Source organism: Desulfobulbaceae bacterium (assembly GCA_015231515.1).
GTDB lineage: Bacteria > Desulfobacterota > Desulfobulbia > Desulfobulbales > VMSU01 > JADGBM01.
Window position 1 is genome coordinate 37104 of record JADGBM010000005.1, and the last position, 19768, is coordinate 56871.

At 44.9% G+C, this 19768-nt stretch carries 18 protein-coding genes; 11 read left to right on the forward strand and 7 right to left on the reverse strand.

Going from position 1 to position 19768, the window contains the following annotated elements:
- Positions 1-241 precede the first annotated feature (241 nt).
- On the reverse strand, positions 242-1162 hold the full coding sequence (locus HQK80_01880) for an NAD(P)/FAD-dependent oxidoreductase (protein ID MBF0220969.1): 921 nt from the start codon (positions 1160-1162) through the stop codon (positions 242-244).
- Between the two features lie 236 nt (positions 1163-1398).
- Here HQK80_01880 and HQK80_01885 point away from each other — a divergent pair, with 236 nt between their 5' ends.
- Positions 1399-2400, forward strand: coding sequence for a hypothetical protein (locus tag HQK80_01885; protein MBF0220970.1), 1002 nt, complete (start codon positions 1399-1401; stop codon positions 2398-2400).
- A 16-nt stretch (positions 2401-2416) separates the two neighbouring features.
- On the opposite strand, the gene HQK80_01890 is transcribed toward HQK80_01885, so the two are convergent.
- Positions 2417-3043, reverse strand: coding sequence for a nitrite reductase (locus HQK80_01890; GenBank protein MBF0220971.1), 627 nt, complete (start codon positions 3041-3043; stop codon positions 2417-2419).
- A 214-nt stretch (positions 3044-3257) separates the two neighbouring features.
- Between HQK80_01890 and HQK80_01895 the strand changes: the two genes are divergently transcribed.
- The 3 genes from HQK80_01895 (at position 3258) to HQK80_01905 (ending at position 6886) form a co-directional block, all read left to right on the forward strand.
- On the forward strand, positions 3258-3683 hold the full coding sequence (locus HQK80_01895) for a hypothetical protein (protein ID MBF0220972.1): 426 nt from the start codon (positions 3258-3260) through the stop codon (positions 3681-3683).
- A 17-nt stretch (positions 3684-3700) separates the two neighbouring features.
- Positions 3701-4993, forward strand: coding sequence for a radical SAM protein (locus tag HQK80_01900; protein ID MBF0220973.1), 1293 nt, complete (start codon positions 3701-3703; stop codon positions 4991-4993).
- A gap of 147 nt (positions 4994-5140) precedes the next feature.
- On the forward strand, positions 5141-6886 hold the full coding sequence (locus HQK80_01905; GenBank protein ID MBF0220974.1) for a YcaO-like family protein: 1746 nt from the start codon (positions 5141-5143) through the stop codon (positions 6884-6886).
- 18 nt (positions 6887-6904) lie between these two features.
- Here HQK80_01905 and HQK80_01910 read toward each other — a convergent pair whose 3' ends face one another.
- Positions 6905-8713, reverse strand: a complete 1809-nt coding sequence (locus tag HQK80_01910) for a DUF2339 domain-containing protein (GenBank protein ID MBF0220975.1) — start codon at positions 8711-8713, stop codon at positions 6905-6907.
- Between the two features lie 201 nt (positions 8714-8914).
- Here HQK80_01910 and HQK80_01915 point away from each other — a divergent pair, with 201 nt between their 5' ends.
- Genes HQK80_01915 through nrfD form a run of 3 tightly spaced genes read left to right on the forward strand, consistent with a single transcriptional unit; the run spans position 8915 to position 11405 of the window.
- Positions 8915-9388 carry a cytochrome c3 family protein gene (locus tag HQK80_01915; GenBank protein ID MBF0220976.1) on the forward strand — a complete coding sequence of 158 codons (474 nt, stop codon included), beginning with the start codon at positions 8915-8917 and terminating at the stop codon, positions 9386-9388.
- Complete coding sequence (locus tag HQK80_01920; protein MBF0220977.1) at positions 9385-10155, forward strand: 4Fe-4S dicluster domain-containing protein; 771 nt, start codon at positions 9385-9387, stop codon at positions 10153-10155. The genes HQK80_01915 and HQK80_01920 overlap by 4 nt, the downstream gene beginning before the upstream one ends.
- Positions 10156-10172: 17 nt before the next feature.
- The gene (nrfD, locus tag HQK80_01925) at positions 10173-11405 is read left to right on the forward strand and encodes a polysulfide reductase NrfD (protein MBF0220978.1); all 1233 of its coding nucleotides are present in this window, start codon (positions 10173-10175) and stop codon (positions 11403-11405) included.
- A 49-nt stretch (positions 11406-11454) separates the two neighbouring features.
- Here nrfD and HQK80_01930 read toward each other — a convergent pair whose 3' ends face one another.
- The 3 genes from HQK80_01930 to HQK80_01940 are packed head-to-tail and all read right to left on the reverse strand — an operon-like array spanning position 11455 to position 13862.
- On the reverse strand, positions 11455-11739 hold the full coding sequence (locus tag HQK80_01930; GenBank protein MBF0220979.1) for a GIY-YIG nuclease family protein: 285 nt from the start codon (positions 11737-11739) through the stop codon (positions 11455-11457).
- Positions 11732-12481, reverse strand: a complete 750-nt coding sequence (locus tag HQK80_01935) for a methyltransferase (protein MBF0220980.1) — start codon at positions 12479-12481, stop codon at positions 11732-11734. The genes HQK80_01930 and HQK80_01935 overlap by 8 nt, the downstream gene beginning before the upstream one ends.
- Before the next feature lie 22 nt (positions 12482-12503).
- Positions 12504-13862, reverse strand: a complete 1359-nt coding sequence (locus HQK80_01940; protein MBF0220981.1) for a DUF1015 domain-containing protein — start codon at positions 13860-13862, stop codon at positions 12504-12506.
- Between the two features lie 154 nt (positions 13863-14016).
- On the opposite strand from HQK80_01940, the gene queD reads away from it, so the two are divergent.
- Together queD and HQK80_01950 are read left to right on the forward strand one after the other, a co-directional pair.
- Positions 14017-14388, forward strand: a complete 372-nt coding sequence (gene queD, locus HQK80_01945; protein MBF0220982.1) for a 6-carboxytetrahydropterin synthase QueD — start codon at positions 14017-14019, stop codon at positions 14386-14388.
- A 4-nt stretch (positions 14389-14392) separates the two neighbouring features.
- On the forward strand, positions 14393-15043 hold the full coding sequence (locus HQK80_01950; protein ID MBF0220983.1) for a radical SAM protein: 651 nt from the start codon (positions 14393-14395) through the stop codon (positions 15041-15043).
- Positions 15044-15079: 36 nt separating this feature from the next.
- Here the strand turns inward: HQK80_01950 and HQK80_01955 are convergent, their stop codons facing one another.
- Complete coding sequence (locus HQK80_01955; GenBank protein ID MBF0220984.1) at positions 15080-17020, reverse strand: response regulator; 1941 nt, start codon at positions 17018-17020, stop codon at positions 15080-15082.
- Between the two features lie 249 nt (positions 17021-17269).
- On the opposite strand from HQK80_01955, the gene HQK80_01960 reads away from it, so the two are divergent.
- Entirely contained in the window at positions 17270-18580 is a 1311-nt protein-coding gene (locus HQK80_01960) for a hypothetical protein (protein ID MBF0220985.1), read from the forward strand.
- 66 nt (positions 18581-18646) lie between these two features.
- Positions 18647-19756 (forward strand): glutamine-hydrolyzing carbamoyl-phosphate synthase small subunit, encoded by a 1110-nt coding sequence (gene carA / locus HQK80_01965; GenBank protein MBF0220986.1) that lies wholly within the window; start codon positions 18647-18649, stop codon positions 19754-19756.
- Positions 19757-19768 lie beyond the last annotated feature (12 nt).

A 19768-nucleotide genomic window follows, 5' to 3' on the forward strand; every position in this document is an offset into this window, starting at 1 on the left:
GACTCGCTTATTAGGAAATTGTGTGTATTGACTTACTTTGACATATATTTATTTCGTCTTTTATTTCTCTTTTATTTCTAAAATAAGTATTGCGCTGGACTCATAACAACACACTAATCCGGAGAACCATAAAAACTCCTTACTGTCCAATTATAACCGTTAGAAATCATTGCTCACCGATAAAAACCTCTGGTAATGGTGAGCTTATTGTGGAAAATTAGCGATAATTCAGAAATACCTCCTAATCGGCCATTTCCTCACGTTTTTGTTTATTGGCGTAATTGGCTGCTTCCCACCCTGCCACACACCCTTCCCCTACAGCTTTAGCCATTTGATAGGGTTGTCCGGCGATATCACCCGCGGAGTAAATTCCGGCAATATTTGTTTCCTGCTTCTTATTGGTTGCAATATGGGTCATAGTCTCCATATCCAGCATAACTCCGAGGTTCACTGCTAATTCAACAGCACTTTTGGCTCCCAGCTCAACAAAAACCCCGTCAAGAAGCAGCACGCTGTCATCATCAAGCAGCACCGACTCCACTTCGTTTTCACCCTGAATTTTTTCTACCCACCTACCCTCTTTAACTCTGACATCGCTAGCTAGAAGTTTTTTCTCTAACTCCGCTGAGACGGTTAACTGCTTGGTAATAAGACTCACTTCTGCGGCATATCCCAACAGAGTTAGAGCTCCATCAACAGCAGCACTGCCATTACCGACAACAGCAACTTTTGCATTACGATAAAAATTGGCATCACAATCAACACAATAGCTTACACCACGGCCAAAAAGTCTTTTTTCGCCTTCAACCTTAAGTTTCTTTCGTGATGTTCCAGTGGCAAGAATCAGGGTTCGCCCCAGATATTCATTTGAATCGGTTTTTACGACAAACAAAGCCCCACTCTGCTCTATGCCTAAGACATCCTCTTCTTTAACCTGAGCGCCAAACCTCTTGGCTTGCCCCACACCAATAGCAAGCAAATCAGCACCATCCGCTACTCCATCCACACCTAAATAATTTTCAACATGTGCTGGGTAGATAGCGCTATTAGCGCTTTTACCAAGAACAATAACGCTGGTTTTTTTACGTGCCGCGTGCAAGGCTGCCTGTAATCCCGCCGGGCCTGCGCCAACAATTATCACATCAACTATTTCATGATTCATAAAGTACACCTGTAAGAATATCTGTTCCTAAAAAAAGTGAGTAAAAATTTTGATAAATTGTATCGTTAATATATGGCGTTTATATTTTATCCTGCGTAAAATAATTACAGCATTTAAAACCAATCACTTTTCACAAATTTAACTTGTCAACTATTAATAAAATAGAAGCCACACTACTATTCCTCCATATTGCTGTCAAGAAGGGTCGATAGATTTAGAACACAAAACAACAGACAATGAAACTTCACATCTCAAACATATTATCAAGCATCATTATCATAACGGTAACCGCAGTAGTTATTTTCCCGCTCTACATCATCTTTTATGTAGAACCATCGTTTAACCAGTTCATCATAAACAATACGGAAAATGACGCAGCTAAACTCGGTCAACACCTCAGCCATAGTTTTTTCACAAAACACCGCCCGGTGAACAGGGCTTCTCTTACCCCGGAAACCCTTAAGGCTTTCAGCAAAGTTAAAAATGATTTTCATATCATCAAAATTAAACTATTCGACGCCAAAGGAGAAATACTCCACTCTTCTGACGTTAGAGACATTGGCACCGTCAACACCCGTGAATATTTTCACACCGTTGTAGCCAAAGGCCAGCTCTACACGAAAACTGTGCATAAAGACAAAAGCTCGCTTGAGGGTAAAACAATGCCGGTTGACGTGGTTGAGGTCTATGTCCCCATCATGCACGATGAAACCTTTGCCGGTGCTTTTGAAATTTATTACGACATTACAGAGAAACGTTCACAGCTCGCTTTTCATATTAACCAGATAACAATCTCAACCCTGATGATTTCAGTTCTGCTGTTAGGAGCTGTTGTCTGGGCAATTATACAGGCGAGTAAAAATATACAGGCTCGAGAATTCGCCGAACAAAAACTTATGGATGCCTATGAAGACCTTGAGCTCAGAGTCTCTGAGCGCACAAAAGAACTCACAAAGGTTAACGAAGCACTGGAGAAGGAAATAACCGTAAGACAAAAAACAGAAAAAGAGAATAAGCTGCTGATCGATGAGCTGAGAGCCGCGATAAATAAGGTCAAAACGTTAAGTGGATTACTGCCGATCTGTTCATCCTGCCAACAAATTCGCGATGCAGAAGGTAAGTGGAGCAAGGTTGACGAATATATCCAAAAAAGAACTGATGCCGAATTTACCCACGGCATCTGCCCAACCTGTGCTAAAAAGCTTTACCCCGACCTCTATGACGACCTCGACATCTAGGATGTAAAAGCCAATATCACACCTCAGGGTAGGGAAAATCCGGGAGATCTATCACCTTGCTCATCCGCTGCTTCTTGGTTGTATGCTGATCATGAAAATCGACAACCCTTTCGATAACTTCAAGAACTTTGAACTCATCTGCCCCTTTTGCGATTCTCCGACCGGTTCTCGGAATAGCGCCCCCCTTACCCCCTACATAAATTTCATACCCTGAACGAGTAGCCTTAACGCCAATATCAGTGGTATGAGTGCCAGCACAAGATGCGGGACAGCCTGAAACCGCAATCTTAAATTTTGGCTTAACCCCGGTCCTCCCACCAAATTTAGCAGTTATTTTTTTTGACAGGGCAAAGGTATCAACAACACCTAACTTACAATAGTTTTCACCGACACATACCCTGGGCAGAGGGAATTTACCCGGCCCTTTAAACACCGCGCCTACAGAAGCTAAAGCCTTCTTTATAGCCTCCTCGTCTTCATCTTTAAAATTAAGAATTCGCAGATTCTGAGCTGTGGACAGATACACCTGCAAACCATATTTTTCGACAAGATCGTTTACGGCATTAAGAGTTGCTAGCGGAACCAGCCCCTCAGGAATAAGAATAGTCATACTTTTTTTCTGTACATTTGCCGCGCTGGTCATTATTAATCTCCGTGAAAACTGTTTGATTTTGAAAGGTTGTACAGCGGCTCATGAGTCGATCAGACCAGCAAGGCCGCCTGGCTCACAACTCGAATTTTCCATTAATAAAATCTTTATTTAACAAAACGCAACCCTTTACTTTAATTTTTTCTTAGAATCAATTACTTTAGGGCAAAAATCATCTACCAAATTATGTAATAGGGAGAAAAAAGGCATGGCAAGAGCACACAATCCATATGGATCTCAAATAAAGGCTTCGGACTCGATAGATAGGGAGCGTGATCGTGAACGGAGAATTATGCTTCAGGCATGCTACAAATATGCTGGCGAGCTATCAATGAAACTCGTTCAAAAACTTCTCGACAATAAAATTGTTGAGACCAATTCAGAGCAAGCCTTGCGCGAACTCTTCGAAAAACTCTTTGGCAAGATTGCTGATCTTGAAGAGTTTGAAATGCAGTTTAAAGTTGCACCGATTCGCAGTTTGGTTGGTAATGCAAACCTCGTAAGCCTCTACATCACCCAATACATTATCGAAGATGTTGTTGAACACCCTTCAGTTCAAGATATTTTCGGTGATGACCTTGAGATATACAGAGTTGTTGACTCGGTGTTGGATAAAATCAGGCCGCGTCATTAATTACAGCCTTTGAGAGCATGGCGACACAACATCCAAACCAAATGCCATGTTTGCTATTTGCCAATAGCCGTGGAGAAATTCAAGAGTTCCCGGAACTAAATATGGCCGGCAGAAGCGCGTATAGCTTCTGCCAGCCAAAACTTTCTGAGCTGATCCCCCTCCCGGAAGGGAGTGAAATTTTTGTTTTGCCCAACCGTCTCCCAGTTGGTTTTGCGCCAGATGATATCGAAGCTGCTAAACTGGCCGAAAATCCATATGCAGTTGAGGATGGTATCCAGGCGGTTGCTGCCTTTATTTCACCGGCACACACAGCAATTCATCTTGCCGCCTACGAAAAAGATGATAGTTCCCCTATACCATTACCCCTCTTTGCCTATACCGCTGTTGGCTGGCATGACGGTCAATTCTGGGTGTCAGCTTTTCGAAGTGATCCCAGCCCAAGACAGGAGATCGCCCATTTTGATCTCAGGGAAATCCAGAAGAATACCGAGCGTGCTTTAAAAGCCAACCCCGGCAATCGTTTAATTCAACATCTTGGCAAATGCTGCCTGACGTATAGCTGTCCTGCGGCCAAGAATTTTTTTCTGGGCCGCCACGAAGCACCACTACCCACATCGCCAACCTGTAATGCCCGATGCGTCGGCTGTATCTCTCTGCAACCTTCCGGCTGCTGCCCTTCCACCCAAGAACGAATTAAATTTGTGCCCAGCGTTCAAGAAATCGGCGAAATTGCTATACCACACCTTGCTCAAGTTAAAAAAGCTGTCGTCAGTTTCGGACAAGGTTGTGAGGGAGAGCCCCTTTTACAGGCCGAAACTATTGAAAACGCTATCCGGCATATACGTAAAAGCACCAGCAAGGGGACCATCAACCTTAACACCAACGCCAGTTTACCCGATGAGATTGAGATGCTTGCCGCAGCTGGACTCGATAGTATCCGGGCAAGCCTGAACAGTGCCCGACTTCATGAGCACAGCCTTTACTACCGACCCAAAGGGTTTGACCTGAACAGCGTTAAACAATCAATAAAAATCATGAAAAAACATGATCGTTTTGTCTCTCTAAATTATTTTCTTTTCGCAGGCTTTACCGACTGCGTCCCCGAATTTGACGCCCTCTGCGCGCTCATTGAAGAGTGCCGCCCTGACTTTATCCAACTCCGCAATCTCAACATGGATCCAGACTGGTATCTGGAAACAGTCAATCAGCCACTTACATCATCTGCCATGGGCATTCTACCCTGGCTGGCAAAGCTCAAACAACTATTCCCCTTTTTAAAGTTCGGTTATTTTAATCCACCCTTGCGTTAACTCGACAGTTTCTTTTTTTCGTCTTAATCAACATATCCTCGCAACAAAATAATTGCAGTTTCCTGCCCCACGGTTTATGTTGTACCACTCTGTGCCACAACAATAACCATAGATATTAAGATTACACAGTACTGAACGAGGAAAACAATGGAAAAGAAACCGATTCGATTAACTGATTGCTTTAAACACTATACATTTGACCAGGATAAAGTTTGTGATCCAACAGAGACCGTTAATCGATTCAAAAACAAGCTCAAAGAGGTTGACTTAGATATTCTTCGCGAGGTGAAACGCATTGACACCGGCAGGCTCGATATCCCAGTTTATTTCAGTGTCTGCGGCAAAGATGCCCGTGATATTATCGGCAACAAAAAGCAGATGGGCAAAGGCAGTACCCCCGAGCAGTCTCAGGCCAGTGCCTGTATGGAACTCGGTGAACGATTCAGCTTCTTCAGCTTTATTAAAAATCCTAACAACTTCATTACCGAGCGCTACGCCAATCTTAAGTCAATGGACTTTCCGGTAATGCCCCTTGAAAATCTGCTGAAGTCCGTACATGACGTTAATACTGACATTGGCCTTCTCGAACAGCTTATCCAGGATATCCCCATTCAGTGGACATGGGCCACCCACCTTAACCAGAGTGAAGAACTGCTGGTACCCTTCAGCTGGTTTTTTGCCATCAATGAGTTTAACGGCCCTTCTGCTGGTAATACTTACGAAGAGGCGATCAGTCAGGGTATCTGTGAAATTGTCGAACGTCATGTCTGTGCTCTAATTACCCACCAGAAGATCAAGACTCCGGCAGTCGATATCTTGAGCATCAACGATAAAGTTGCCCTTGATCTTGTCAATAAATTCACTCGCAACGGCATCGAACTTTACCTTAATGATTTCACCTTGGACACCGGCATACCAACCATCGCAGCCCTTGGTATCGACAGAAACACCTTCCCTGGCTCCAGTGAGATTGTTTACACGGCCGGTACAACACCAAACCCGACTAAAGCACTTATCAGAGCCATCACCGAGGTCGCTCAACTCGCTGGTGATTTTCATTCAAATGCCAATTACGTTGCCAGTGGTTTACCAAAACCCCTTTCCATGGATGAAATTACCTATGTGACCCATCCAGGTTCTAAAATTCGCCTCGATGCTATGGCTGACCTGACTAATGACAATATGAAAGTTGAGATAGAGAGCATGCTTTCTGCTCTTAAAAAGCGCGACATGGAAGTATATCTACTCAACACCATGCATGACAAACTGCAGATTCCAGCCATCTACACAATCGTTCCAGGCGCCCATTTCCGAGAACGATCCATGATTAATAATGTTGGTCTTTTTGCTGCTAAGCTGGTTGCTGAACGTACTCCTGATCCGGTTGAGTCAAGTAACCAACTTGTAACGATGCAAAAACTTCTTCCAGATGCCTATTATATCGATTTTTATCTCGGCAGAAATCTTCATACCTTGGGGAAATTCGACGAAGCCATGCCGCATTTGGAAAGAGCCCTCAATCTGAACCCCCAAGAGGAGGACATTCCATACATCTACTCTTACATGGGAAATTGCTTGCAGGATCAAGGCAAATTTAAAGCCGCCATTGATGTTTTAAGGAAGGGCCTTGCCCTTGATGATGAACGGCCCGACCTTCACAATATGATCGGCGTCTGCAGCTATAAACTAGACGACTTCTCCGCAGCCGTAGATCATTTTACTCGGGCGGTTGAATTGGCCCCGTCTTCTGCAATTGACTATGCTAATCTTGGCGTTAACTACCATAAACTTAACGATAAAGAGCAAGCGATCAAAAACTTTGAAACGGCCCTGGCGCTTGATCCGAGCATTGAATTTGCCCAAAAACAGCTGGCAGAACTACTTTCCCCTTAAGATTTACGTTTCAGAGTTTCAGCTTACTTCAATGTTCTTCCTGACCACAGACCATTTTCTCATAACCACGGAACTAGTCGCAGCCACCACCCCAAATGAAAAAACACTTAAGACCAGGGGAACTCCGTCTGTCCTCAGCAGATCAAACAAAAAGACCTTAAAGGCTGCAACCAACACCACAAAGCCTGCCACCACAAGTATCTCCTTGTTTCTCAATCTTAGTCCAGTTATAAGCAGGATTACTATTCCAGAGTTTAAAACAACACTCTGCGCGCAGTAAAAGGCATTTTCCGGGTCAGATAAACCTACAGTAAAGCGCCCCACCAGAAAACGGGCTGCAACATAGGCCTCAAAAAGCCCAATGATCAAGAGAACCACCGCGCTATAGTCCTTTTTATCAAACAGACCAAAAAACGTACTCTTAAATTCAGGTTGGTGAGTTCTGCACCAGCTAAAGAGCCATAAGGTCATCGCCGATAAAAGTGCAGCGGTCAGCGCCCCGCTTAACCAGGCTGTGCTACCAACCGTGAAGACACCATTTTTTATAGCAAAAGCCAGAATGAACATCTGGAACAGATATGAAATAACTCGTATTCCACCGCTGTGCCATTGACTAGAACGAATAGTTAAGGCCCCGGCGGCAGCCACCCAGACAGGTAACGCCCACAGAGGTGGAACCGATACCGCAAGGCCTTGAATTAAAAGTACTGTGGCCGCTGTAACAAACTCTTTACCACCGGGGATATCATTCTCCTGACGTTTTGCCAGCCAGGCAACTAAGGCCATAAAAGCAGCCGAGACCAGAACAGTCGCAAAGCCGATTAGCCGCTGCTGGCCCACCCATGGCTTGAGTACACCGTTGGCGGCAAAAAAAGTGCAACCGCTGACAACTGCTGGCAAAAAAGTATGGAACACCCCGAACTCATTAGCTTTGGTCAGAGTTTTCCACAAAGATGTATATATGTAAAAGGCCCAGAGTCCAAATAAAAGAGGCAGAAAATATGGTAAGCCCATCTCTCCGGCAAGATCGGGAGTATTGCCCATAATAAAATTAAGTTTGTAGGTCCACAGCGTCCAGACAATAAGTGCGAACAACAAACTATACCAGCGAAGTTTTGTCGTTATCTGATAACGAGCTGCAAGATGCCCGACAACAGCATTCACAATAACCACACAGGCAACCATGGTAAAATCCATATTAGCATAATCAAGGGCGACTGCCACCACGGTCGAGCCAAAAACCGCTATATAGAGCAGAACAGCAGCTCTGCACCGAACAGCAATAAAAGCGATACTAATTTCAACAACGACTAAGAGGATGTAAGCATATTGGACAGAGTCTGCCAAAAAATAGGAGTGAGTTTCATAGATAATTGAAAAAAGAAGTAAAACACCGCAGGCAGGAAAAACAGGTGCCAATCGGTTCTCTTTCCGGTACATAAAACATCCAACGCCTATTAAACCTGTCGCATATGTAAAGCCAACAATTGACCCGGCCACCTGGGCAACCATACCGTTGTCAGTAGCAGTACGCAGCAGAAGGGCAATCACCAGCATAAAACTTACTGCAGCTATTCGGGGTAAAAGCACTTCCTGAGAGAGTTTCGACCACGACTCCTCAGCGCCTGGTTCTTCAGGTAAGTTAGCTGAATTAATCGGTGATATCTGCTCATGGGAACGGGCCGACGTGGCACTTTCAGGCAGAACACCTCCACGCTCCAATGCCTCCATCCTGCCGGTTAGACCGATCAAACTTTCTTTCAGTATCAATATCTCATCAGCAAGCCATTCGATCTGATTTTCAAGTGATTTTTGTTCTCGCGGCATCTCCCCCCCCATACGGGTTGTAGGTATGATTGAAAAATATTCAGAAAATCAAATTTAACACTTGCACATTTTTCACGAGCCATCTATTGTGCCAACCACCACAGTGTGGTATAGGACTGTCTGCCATAGATTATTTTTCATGTCAAGAAATGTTTTTCTACAAATAGCTTAAAACATTGACTCAAACCAAGGAGGTGTCGTATGGGGAATCATGCCTGGAGGCCATTTTTAGTGGCGATAGGCGCTGTAGCTCTTCTTTTGACTGTCAGGGCCAACGTTGTTCCTTCCGACTTCGGTGTACATGGTAAAAATTTTACCTACGGGTTTCACCGAAAAAGCAGTATTGACGAATGGAAAGAGTTTAAGGTCAAGTATCAGGGAAAAGAGTACTGTCGCGAGTGCCACGAAGAAAAAGTTGAAGAAAACCTGACGTCACCCCATAAAATAATCCAGTGTGAAAACTGTCACGGCCCGGCAATTGACCACCCAGACAACCCCGAAAAACTTTCCATTGAAGTCGATAGGCTACTCTGTCTTAGATGCCACGCCTTTCTGCCGTATCCACAAAGTAACCGTGCCGATATGCCAGCGGTAGACCCCATTGAGCATAACCCAGGTGAAAACTGCATCAGTTGCCACAATCCCCATCACCCTAACCTGGAGGAGATGCAATGAGCACAAGCAGAAGAAAATTTCTTAAAACTGCAGTTGCCGGTTGCGCTGTAGCTTCCTTACCTCTAACCGCATTCAAAACCTTGAGCCCCGCCGAGGCAAAGGCATCGATAGGAAATGATAAAGTGCGGTGGGTATTTTTAGTCGATATTCAAAAATGTGTGGGCTGCGGATTTTGCGTAAAGGCCTGTAAAAGTGAAAATGAGATCCCCTACAACGTGCCGGTAACTCGTACCTGGGTTGAACGCTATGTTATCACCAAGGACGGCAAGTCACATATTGACACACCACACGGTGGCCGTGATGGATATACCGACCCCACAATTCGTGAGCAGGATATCAACCCAGACGACATCACCAAGGCATTTTTTCTACCCAAACTCTGTAATCAATGCCAAAACCCGGCCTGCGTCCAAGTCTGCCCCGTTGGCGCAACCTACCAGACCTTAGATGGTGTCGTGCTGGTCGACAAAAAATGGTGTATTGGCTGCGGCTATTGCGTAATGGCATGTCCGTATGGCGCCAGATTCTTTCATCCAGTAGATAAAGTCGCCGATAAATGCACCTTTTGCTATCATCGCATCAATAAGGGGCTGAAAAGTGCCTGCGTCCAAGCCTGTTCTTTTGGCGCACGTCTAATGGGCAACCTAAAGGATCCAGATGATCCGGTCACTCACACCATTATGACCCAGAGGGTGGGTATTTTAAAAGACGAATACGGAACAAAACCACAGGTCTATTATATTGGCCTTGATGAACGAGTGAGGTAGAAACTATGGAAGAAATAATTGTACACGGAATGGAATGGACGATTAAAGAGCTGTTTGTCTACCCCAATGAGTTCATATACTGGAGTATTCAAATCGTCATGTATCCTTACATGACCGGTCTGGTTGCCGGAGCTTTCGTATTATCATCCCTTTATCACGTTTTCGGCCAAAAAGACCTGCGCGGCATTGCCCGCTTTTCTCTGGTCTTCTCCCTGGCCCTGTTACCCACAGCTATGATGCCGTTGCAGATGCACCTGCTACAGCCCTTTCGCGGATTGAACGTTATGTTCACACCACACTTCACCTCTGCAATTGCAGCCTTTGGCATCGTTTTTTCAACCTACGCCATGATTGTTTTAAGCGAAATATGGTTTGTTTACCGGAAGTTTTTTGTCGATCAGTCACATGCTTTAAAGGGCAAACAAGGCTTTGCCAATGTTCTTAAGTATTTCACCTATACAGTACTGACATTAGGGGCATTCGACACAAGTGACAGGGCAATCGCAATTGACAAAAAAGGGGTTAAGATCTTAGCTGGCATCGGAATACCTGTAGCTTGCTTTCTGCACGGCTATGCCGGTTTTATCTTTGGTTCTGTTAAGGCCAATGCCCTTTGGATGTCACCGTTAATGCCGGTAATATTCATCATGTCAGCAGTTGTATCTGGTATTGCCCTTTGCATGCTGACCTATATCATCATCATGGAGTGGAAGAAATTTAGAGCAAAGCTGGCCAAAGGTCGGGGAGATGAATCCGTTAAAGAACTGGGTGGTGTCGAGATAGATGTCATCACCAAAACAAGCCGATACCTGCTTGGCTTTTTGATTGCCGCTATCTCTTTGGAGCTGCTGGATCTGATTTTCCGCGGCTACACTGCAATGAAATCCTGGGACATACTGCGAGACGTCATGTTTGATACGGATTTCACCAAAATCTTTATTCTGCAATATGGTTTTGGAAACCTCATCCCCTTCATTCTTTTACTCATTCCGAAACCATCAATCAAACGAATGGTCGTAGCGCTTATTCTCGTCCTTTACGGGGTATTCATGATGCGTTGGAATGTTGTTATTGGCGGTCAAGCCTTCTCCTTGTCCTTTGAGGGCTTCATGCACTATGACCTGCCAATCATTCCACACAACCTGGAAACCTATAAAGAGGGGTTATTCGGTGCTCTGACAGTAATTGTAACCCCCTTCGTTCTGTTCTGGGGAATCAACAAGCTTGTCCCCTCTCTGCGGGATGCCTGATGCAAAAAGCCTAGCGGCAGCTTCCATTGCAGTAGAAACCCCTTTTGGCCTATGTCAAAAGGGGTTTCTTATTGGTGTCAGCTGTATTGATTAAAGAGTTTTTCTGTTGAACAGTCATTTTCTTAATCTGGTTCTCGCGCTTGCACACCGCCGACCGGGAAATACCAGCCTCAAAATATACCATTTCGACAGGCTTCCGGGCTCTGGTATACCGCGAACCTCCCGCCTCAGAATTATGCTCGAAAACTCTTCGTTCAAGATCTTTAGCAATCCCTGTGTACAGGGAGTTATCACTACAGCGCACAATATAAACAAACCACAAACCATCAGTCATTGTATAAGGCCTGCATCTGAGCGCTATAACCACCGTCCTTTGAGTTATAGATATAAAAGGGCTCAAGAATAGTGAGCCCCTCACCTCCACACCTGACTGATTCAATCAACAGATGCGTCGCGTCAGTGCCTGGGTAAGGATAGACCGCCTGAACTCTTTTTGGTTCTAAGCCAGAGAGCTTGAGGTTGGCAAGAAGAGTGGCTGCCCGCTCAGCAGGATAAATCAAAGCAACTTTTCCTTTGGTTCTAACTGCATAATTACAGGCTGCAAGAATAGCCTTCTGATCTGCCAGAACTTCATGGCGTGCAATTGACTGCTCCAGGCCAGGGTTTTTCCGGCCACTGCCAAGCTTATAATAGGGGGGATTACAGACCACATAATCAAAGCTGCCAGGACAGATACCTTCCATCTTCCGCAAATCGGCCTGCAGTAAAGTAAGTCTATCTTCAAGGCCATTAGCGGCAATATTTGCTTTAATTAATTGAGATAAATAGTTCTGAAGTTCAAGGCACGTTATGGAGATCAAGGGGTTACGGTATGCGAGTATAAGAGAGATAACGCCGGAACCGGCGCCCAGATCAAGAATTGAATGCCGGGCTGGATGGATAAAATGAGCAAGCAGGACAGCATCGACTGAAAACCGATAGCCATTTCGATGCTGACAACAGACTAACTTCCCGGCAAAAAGAGAGTCATGGGTAAGCTCCAGTTTATCAGTCGCGATTTTATGCCCCTCTGTCACCTTTCACCTTTCACCGAAAACCTCACTTGATGGTATCTGTACCAACCAATTTATTAATTACCAGACCGGTAAGCACTTTGGGGTAAAAATAGGTCGATTTGTGCGGCATGACCAGGCCCTCATCGGCAATTCGACGAACCTGTTCAACCAAGGTAGAGTTCATCAGGAACAAGACAGGACTGCATCCGTCATCAACAGCAGTTTCTTTAACAGCCGCATCCAAGGCTTCGTCTGGATCAGCAAAATAATTAATCAGTCCGTCTTTCTCGCATAAGTCTTTTGAGAGATCAAGAGAGCATTCAAGAACAAGCTCAGAGAGAACGACAACGTCAAGTTCCTGCAATGATTTTGGATGCTTAGCAGAGCAAGTCTGCTCCATCACGCCATCCTTTAAGGACAATAAAAAACACCGGTCACTGGCGGTATGATAAAAACCAAACATCGTCGAACTTGCATGTTCTTCCATGCGGCCCAACACTTCACCGATCAATGATTCCCGAGACCCGTTCATGAGTTCCTCCACATCAAAACTCTCCATTAACCTGGAAACAAGGGAGTCGACAGTGGCAATATAAGGAATACGTACCAACCTATGAGTTGGCAGAACAGAAAGACCCTCATCTTCCATAGCACAGAAATACATCATCGTGTAGTCAAAGGGGCTTGTGGGTTCAACAGAGCCAAGCCGTTGGCGCATCAACTCTCGTAACTGCAAAGAGGTTGTGTACCGATGATGGCCGTCGGCTATATAGATTGACTTTTCAACAAAAAGATTCTGCACCTTTTCTATCGCCAGACGATCAGTAACGGCCCAGATTGTATGACTACAGCCGTCCTGATCACTGACAGAATATAATGGCTCTGAGTCACAGGCCTTTTCAAGACAGGCCATTACATCGCCAGCCGGATCCGAGTACAGTGAAAAAATCGGACTAAACTGAGCCTTACAGGCATCGATAAGATTAAGCCGATCAGTTGTAACCCCTCGAAAGGTCTTCTCATGGGGCTTCACAACTCCCTCCGCAAACTCTGCAAGACCTGCCAGCGATATAAAACCCTTTCGAATAAATTTTTTGCCGGACGGGGTCGTATAGTCGGTAGAATAAAGATACATTGCAGGTTGCTGATCTTGAATAAGCACCGATTCGGCCAACCATTTGTTAAATCTCTCACTGGCCTGTTGATAGCGTCCATCAGCCAGCGCGTCAACCTTAACGCTTTTCCGCAGGTCAAGATTGATCATATTATACGGGTTTTTACCAATTAAGGCAGCCTGCGACTGCACATCAATTACATCATAGGGAGGCGAAACAACATCTTCCATTTTCTTGATTTTGTCGGTGTTATAACGAACACCACAGAGCGGGGCAATTCGAGCCATTTTCCAGGATCTCCTCTATGAATAAAAATACAAAACTTTCTTGGCAAAAAAAGTAAAACTCATTTAAGATGTCGTACTTATATTGGTATAAAAAAACAAGCTCAAGACACTAAAAAAACCTGGCAGATAATGCAAGATAATTATGGAGAGTATCATGTTTGATGTATTTATAAAAACACATTTTTCAGCTGGCCACCACCTCAGAAACTACCCGGGCAACTGCGAATTTCCCCACGGCCATAATTGGAATGTCGAGGTAAAAGTTCGTGCGACACAGCTTGATGAGCTGGGCATGGGCATCGATTTCAGAACGGTAAAAGAGGCGGTCGAAAAGGTCATGGATGACCTTGACCATTGTGACTTAAACCAGCACCCCGACTTTTTAGATAAAAATCCCTCATCAGAGAACCTGGCCCAACATATTTTTAATCGCTTAAAAACCCCGCTTTCTTCTGACCGATATCATCTTCACAGTGTTACCGTGGGTGAAACCGAAAGTACCGGGGTCACCTATAGTGAAGGATAGCCCAATCCTCAAGGTTTCAGAGCTGTTTTTCAGCATCCAGGGCGAATCGACCTTTGCTGGCTTGCCATGTGTATTCATCCGCCTGCATGGCTGTAACCTGCGATGTCATTATTGTGATGCCCGCTACACGTACGAGGAGAGTGGTGCAGAAAAATCGCTGGATGAAATTATCAATTTTGTGGATCAATACCCCGGTGCACTTGTTGAGATCACCGGCGGCGAACCACTTCTACAGCCAGCTTGTGTCGATCTGGCCACAGTTCTGATTAAATCAGGCCGAACTGTTCTCATTGAAACAAACGGTTCGCTGGATATCTCCCACCTGCCCTCTGGTGTCATTAAAATTATCGATCTTAAATGCCCTGACTCCGGAATGTGCCAGCAGGTTGCCTGGGACAATCTCGACAAATTAGGCCCTTTAGATGAAGTGAAGTTTGTCTTAAGTTCACGTACTGATTATGACTGGGCCCTTGAGACTATAAACAAGTATACCTCATTATCGACAAGAGCTTCTGGCAGAGTGCTTTTTTCACCAGTTCTGGGTCTGCTGGATCCTGCACAACTCGTAGAATGGATGCTCAAAGATCAACCTCCCGCCAGATTACAGCTTCAACTCCATAAACAACTTTGGCCAGACTGTAACCGCGGGGTATAACGCACAAATGCAGGGAAAAAACCAACAAGCTGTCTCTTAGCGTAACACTCTTTTGGTCAGCAACGCATCTATGGTTGTAGCAAGAAGATTTTTACAGACTGGTTTGCCAAGATAGGTAACATTAAGGTCAGCGGCATTCTTCTCATTGACATCAGTGCTGTAGCCGCTGCAAAGGACAATTGGAATTTCAGGTCTAATCCGGTGAACGTGTTCCGCAAACGTAACCCCTGTCATTTCCGGCATTGTTTGATCTGTAACAATTAAATCATATTTTTGAGGATCGGCAGAAAATTCCGCTAAGGCCTCAACACTGCTCGTAAAATTACTGTGCGTATAACCAAACTTCTCCAGAATCTCCCCAACCAGACAGACGATTGCTTCCTCGTCATCAAGGACAAGAATATTGGCATGACCATGAGGCGCCTCAACTATTTGAGGTTGAGAAGCAACAACAGAATCTCCTGTTGCAACCGGGAAATAAACCTCAAATGTTGATCCGACACCAACGGTGCTGCTCAGCAAAATCCGTCCTTTGTGTTCATCGACAATACCATGTACCATGGCAAGTCCCATGCCTGTGCCGGCACCAACACCTTTGGTCGTATAGTATGGTTCAAATATTCGACCATGCAGATCACTGCTAATCCCAACCCCTGTGTCGCTAACCGAAAGCCTGACATACTTACCAGGTTCTAAACCTCGGGAATCAGCTTCATCTGAAATCACTACTGGGACGAGTGACACTTTCAACACCCCTCCCACTCCCATAGCGTGATAGGCATTCGTACAAAGATTCATTATCACCTGATGAACCTGAGTCGGTTCGGCAAAAATCGCCTCGCAATCCGGGCTTATTTCAGATTGAATCTCAATTGTTGATGGAAATGTAGCCCGCAGCAGCTTCATAGTCTCCTTGACAACGGGCTGAATCTTCATGTTGGCAAACAGTTTCTCTTGCTGCCTGCTAAATGTTAAAATCTGTTTCACCAGGTCTTTGGCACGATTAGCAGCCTTAAGCAACTCAGTCATGTTATGGTGCAGACCACTATCTTCCTCAAGCTTATCAATCGTCAGTTCAGCATAACCAAGAATTGGGGTTAGAATATTATTAAAATCATGGGCAATACCACCGGCCAAGGTGCCAACTGCTTCCATTTTTTGCGATTGTCGTAATTTCCTGTTCAGCTCAGCTCTTTCCTTTTCAGCCTCAACTCTTTGACTGATATCATTGAAGGTAAAAATGTAACCAAGCGACTCTCCTGACGAATCAATAATCGGAGCACCCGAAAAATCGACAGGAATGACAGTGTCATTTTTTTTCTGTAGCTCCAACTCAACCTTGCTCGAATCAGATCCACACACCTTTTGCTGCGTAACTATATCCATGAATCCCAAAGGGTTATCGGTACCGACAACCCTTATAACATCTGCGATATTTTGCCCGACTGCCAACTCTCCCGACACCTCACACATCAACTCGGCAATCGGGTTTATAAATGTTATTTTACCCCCGACATCAGTTGCCACAACGCCATCACCAATGCAGCGCAGCGTTGTCTCAAACATCTTTTTGTCCAGCTCAGCCTTTCTCTTCACCCTGAAAAGTTCGCAAAAGATAGCTACTTTACTTGCCAGAACTTCCGGATCAATCGGTTTAAACAGATAGTCTACGGCACCCGCTTCATAGCCTCGAAAAACATGCTTCTGTTCAACACTGATGGCAGTTACAAATATAATTGGGATGTGCTGCGTGGCTGGATTTGAACGCATCAATTCCGCCGCTTCAAATCCGTCCATATCCGGCATTTGTACATCAAGTAAAACCAGGGCAAAATCATTTTCCAGAACTAACGACAAAGCCTCATTTCCAGAAGAGGCTTTAACAACCTCGACACCAGGGAAATCAAGTGAGGACTCAAGTGCAAATAAATTTGCAGGCTTATCATCGACAGCTAATATTTTAATTGTCCGTTCCATAGAGTTCACTTATATGCAGCAATCGGCTCCACCTAAAAATTAACCTCACCCGTCTGAGAATGACCTGCTTCGAGGTTATAATGATAAAATCAGTTCCCTTACTTAGTATATTGATCGCTACGCAAAAGTAAAGAGATGAAAACTTTCACGAACTGTCAAAATGATGTTGACGAAAAGACCATTTAAAGTTTAAATTGGGCGGTTTTACTTAACGCCTTAAACAGACAGGAAATTGGGTAAATTAATCTTTTGTACTATGAAATCTACACTTTATTAGGCTGGTTGCTTATCATCGCAGCCACACCCTTTTTCATACCATACTGTTTAATTACAGGAAAACACCTAAATAGCCTGAAGCAAAGGTTTGGTTTCTTTGCAGTAAACAGGTCATGGCAGCATCAACAGCGCATCTGGTTTCACGCCGCCTCTGTCGGTGAGGTACAAGTAGCCAAAGCATTAATTGAAGAATGCCACGCATTGAAGCTAGCGGCTGACTTTATAATTACTACCGTAACCGACCAGGGTCAGCTAGTTGCCCAAGCCCAACTGGGGGAAAAAGCCCTTTGTCTTTATGCACCGCTGGATCTGCCCCATATTGTACATGCTTTTCTAAGAAAACTACAGCCCACAGCGTATGTTTGTCTTGAAACCGAACTATGGCCGAACATCATTCGGATTCTGCGCAACAATGGAGTGAGAACCGTTTTGCTTAATGGCAGAATGTCTGAAAAATCTTTTAACAATTACAACAGATTTGCAGACTTTTCGCGACAGGTATTAGCAAATATTGAAAAAATTGCTGTCATTAACGATACAGACAAGAAGCGTTATACAGCGTTAGGATATCGACGGGATAAAATTGTGGTTACTGGTAACGCTAAATATTCACTGCGTCTCCCTGATACAACTTTGTATTCTGATTACAACACCACAGACAGCTCCCAACAGCGATACAGGCAGTTGCTTTGCCTCCGCGAAAACCAACCGCTTCTGGTGGCGGGCAGCACACATACCGGTGAAGAAACCTTGCTTGTCGAAGTTTATTTAGAACTTGTATCATCGATGCCCGGCTTAGTAATGATCTTAGCCCCGCGGCATTTAGAGAGATTAGCGCAGATTCAAAAGATCCTTGATGATTTCAAGGTAGACCACCAGAGATTTTCAGAGCTACTCTCTGGAAAAGTGCGTAGCGCCTCAATCATTTTACTTGATACAATGGGAGAACTACGCGGATTATACTCAATCGCAACCTTTGTTTTTTGCGGTGGAAGTTTAGTCGAGAAAGGCGGCCACAACATCATGGAGGCAGCACTTCACGGGAAGGCTCCAATCTATGGACCACACATGAAAGATTTCCTTGATGCTGTAACGTTACTCGAAAATAATGGCGGCGGCTTTATGGTTGCCAACTCTTTTGAACTTAAGAATCTATTGCTCTCATTTGCAAACAAACCTGATCTGCTAAACAAAGCAAACGAGAAAGCTGTGGCAACAGCCAATGCTCAGCAAACTGCAGCCCGCAATCAGGTAAAGATACTTCTGGATGTTTTAGCTCATTAGTTTATCGCCAACCATCGTTTATTAATGTAATGTTTGCACGGACACCAAACAAATAGGACAAATACTATGAAAGCGCTTGTTGCCTTAGAAGACGGCAGAATTTTTGAAGGTCGGTCATTTACCGGCCCTGGTGAGGCCCTCGGGGAGATTGTTTTCAATACCGGCATGACCGGTTACCAGGAAATCCTTACCGATCCTTCCTACTGCGGACAAATCGTCACGATGACCTACCCTTTAATTGGTAATTACGGTGTCAACAAAGACGATATGGAGTCATCTTCAATTCATCCCGGTGCCCTTCTGGTTCGCGAGTATAACGCCATTCCCAGCAACCACCTCGCTGACGCCACCCTTGCTCAGTTCCTCACAAAAAACAATATTCTTGGCGTTGAAGGTCTCGACACCAGAGCAATTACCAAACACACGAGGGTTGCCGGAGCACTGAAGGGAATTGTCTCTACAGACGTACTTGACCCCCAGGCACTGATCCAGAAAGCCAAAGACTGGTCAGGTTTAGTTGGTCACGACATGGTCAGCAGAGTCACCTGCCCTGAGCCTTACTGCTGGACTGATAGCGGACCTGTGCCTGGGACAAATTTCAGTAGTGCCGGTTCTGGAAAATTCAAGGTTGTCGCCATTGATTTTGGCTTGAAGTATAACCAACTTCGCCTGCTCGCTGCGCGAGGCTGCCAAATTCAAGTTGTTCCTGCTCAGACATCTTCAGAATCAATACTTGCTTTGAACCCGGACGGCATATTCTTAACCAATGGCCCCGGAGACCCCGCTGGTGTGCCCGGTGTTGTCGACACCATCCGAGACCTGCTCGGTAAAAAACCAATTTTTGGTATCTGCCTTGGCCACCAGATTCTTGGTCTGGCTTATGGTGGCACCACCTACAAACTTAAATTTGGTCATCGGGGCTCAAACCAACCGGTCAAAAATCTTGCCACCGGCAAGATTGAAATTACCGCACAAAACCATGGTTTTTGCGTTGATCTTGACAGCCTTAACCCTGACGAAGTAGAGCTGACCCACGTAAATCTTAATGACGGCAGTCTTGAAGGAATGCGACACAAAAAACATCCATCCTTTTCTGTTCAGCACCACCCTGAGAACGCCCCTGGCCCTCATGATTCCATTTACTTATTCGATCGTTTTATTGAGATGATGAAATAGAAGAAAGACAAC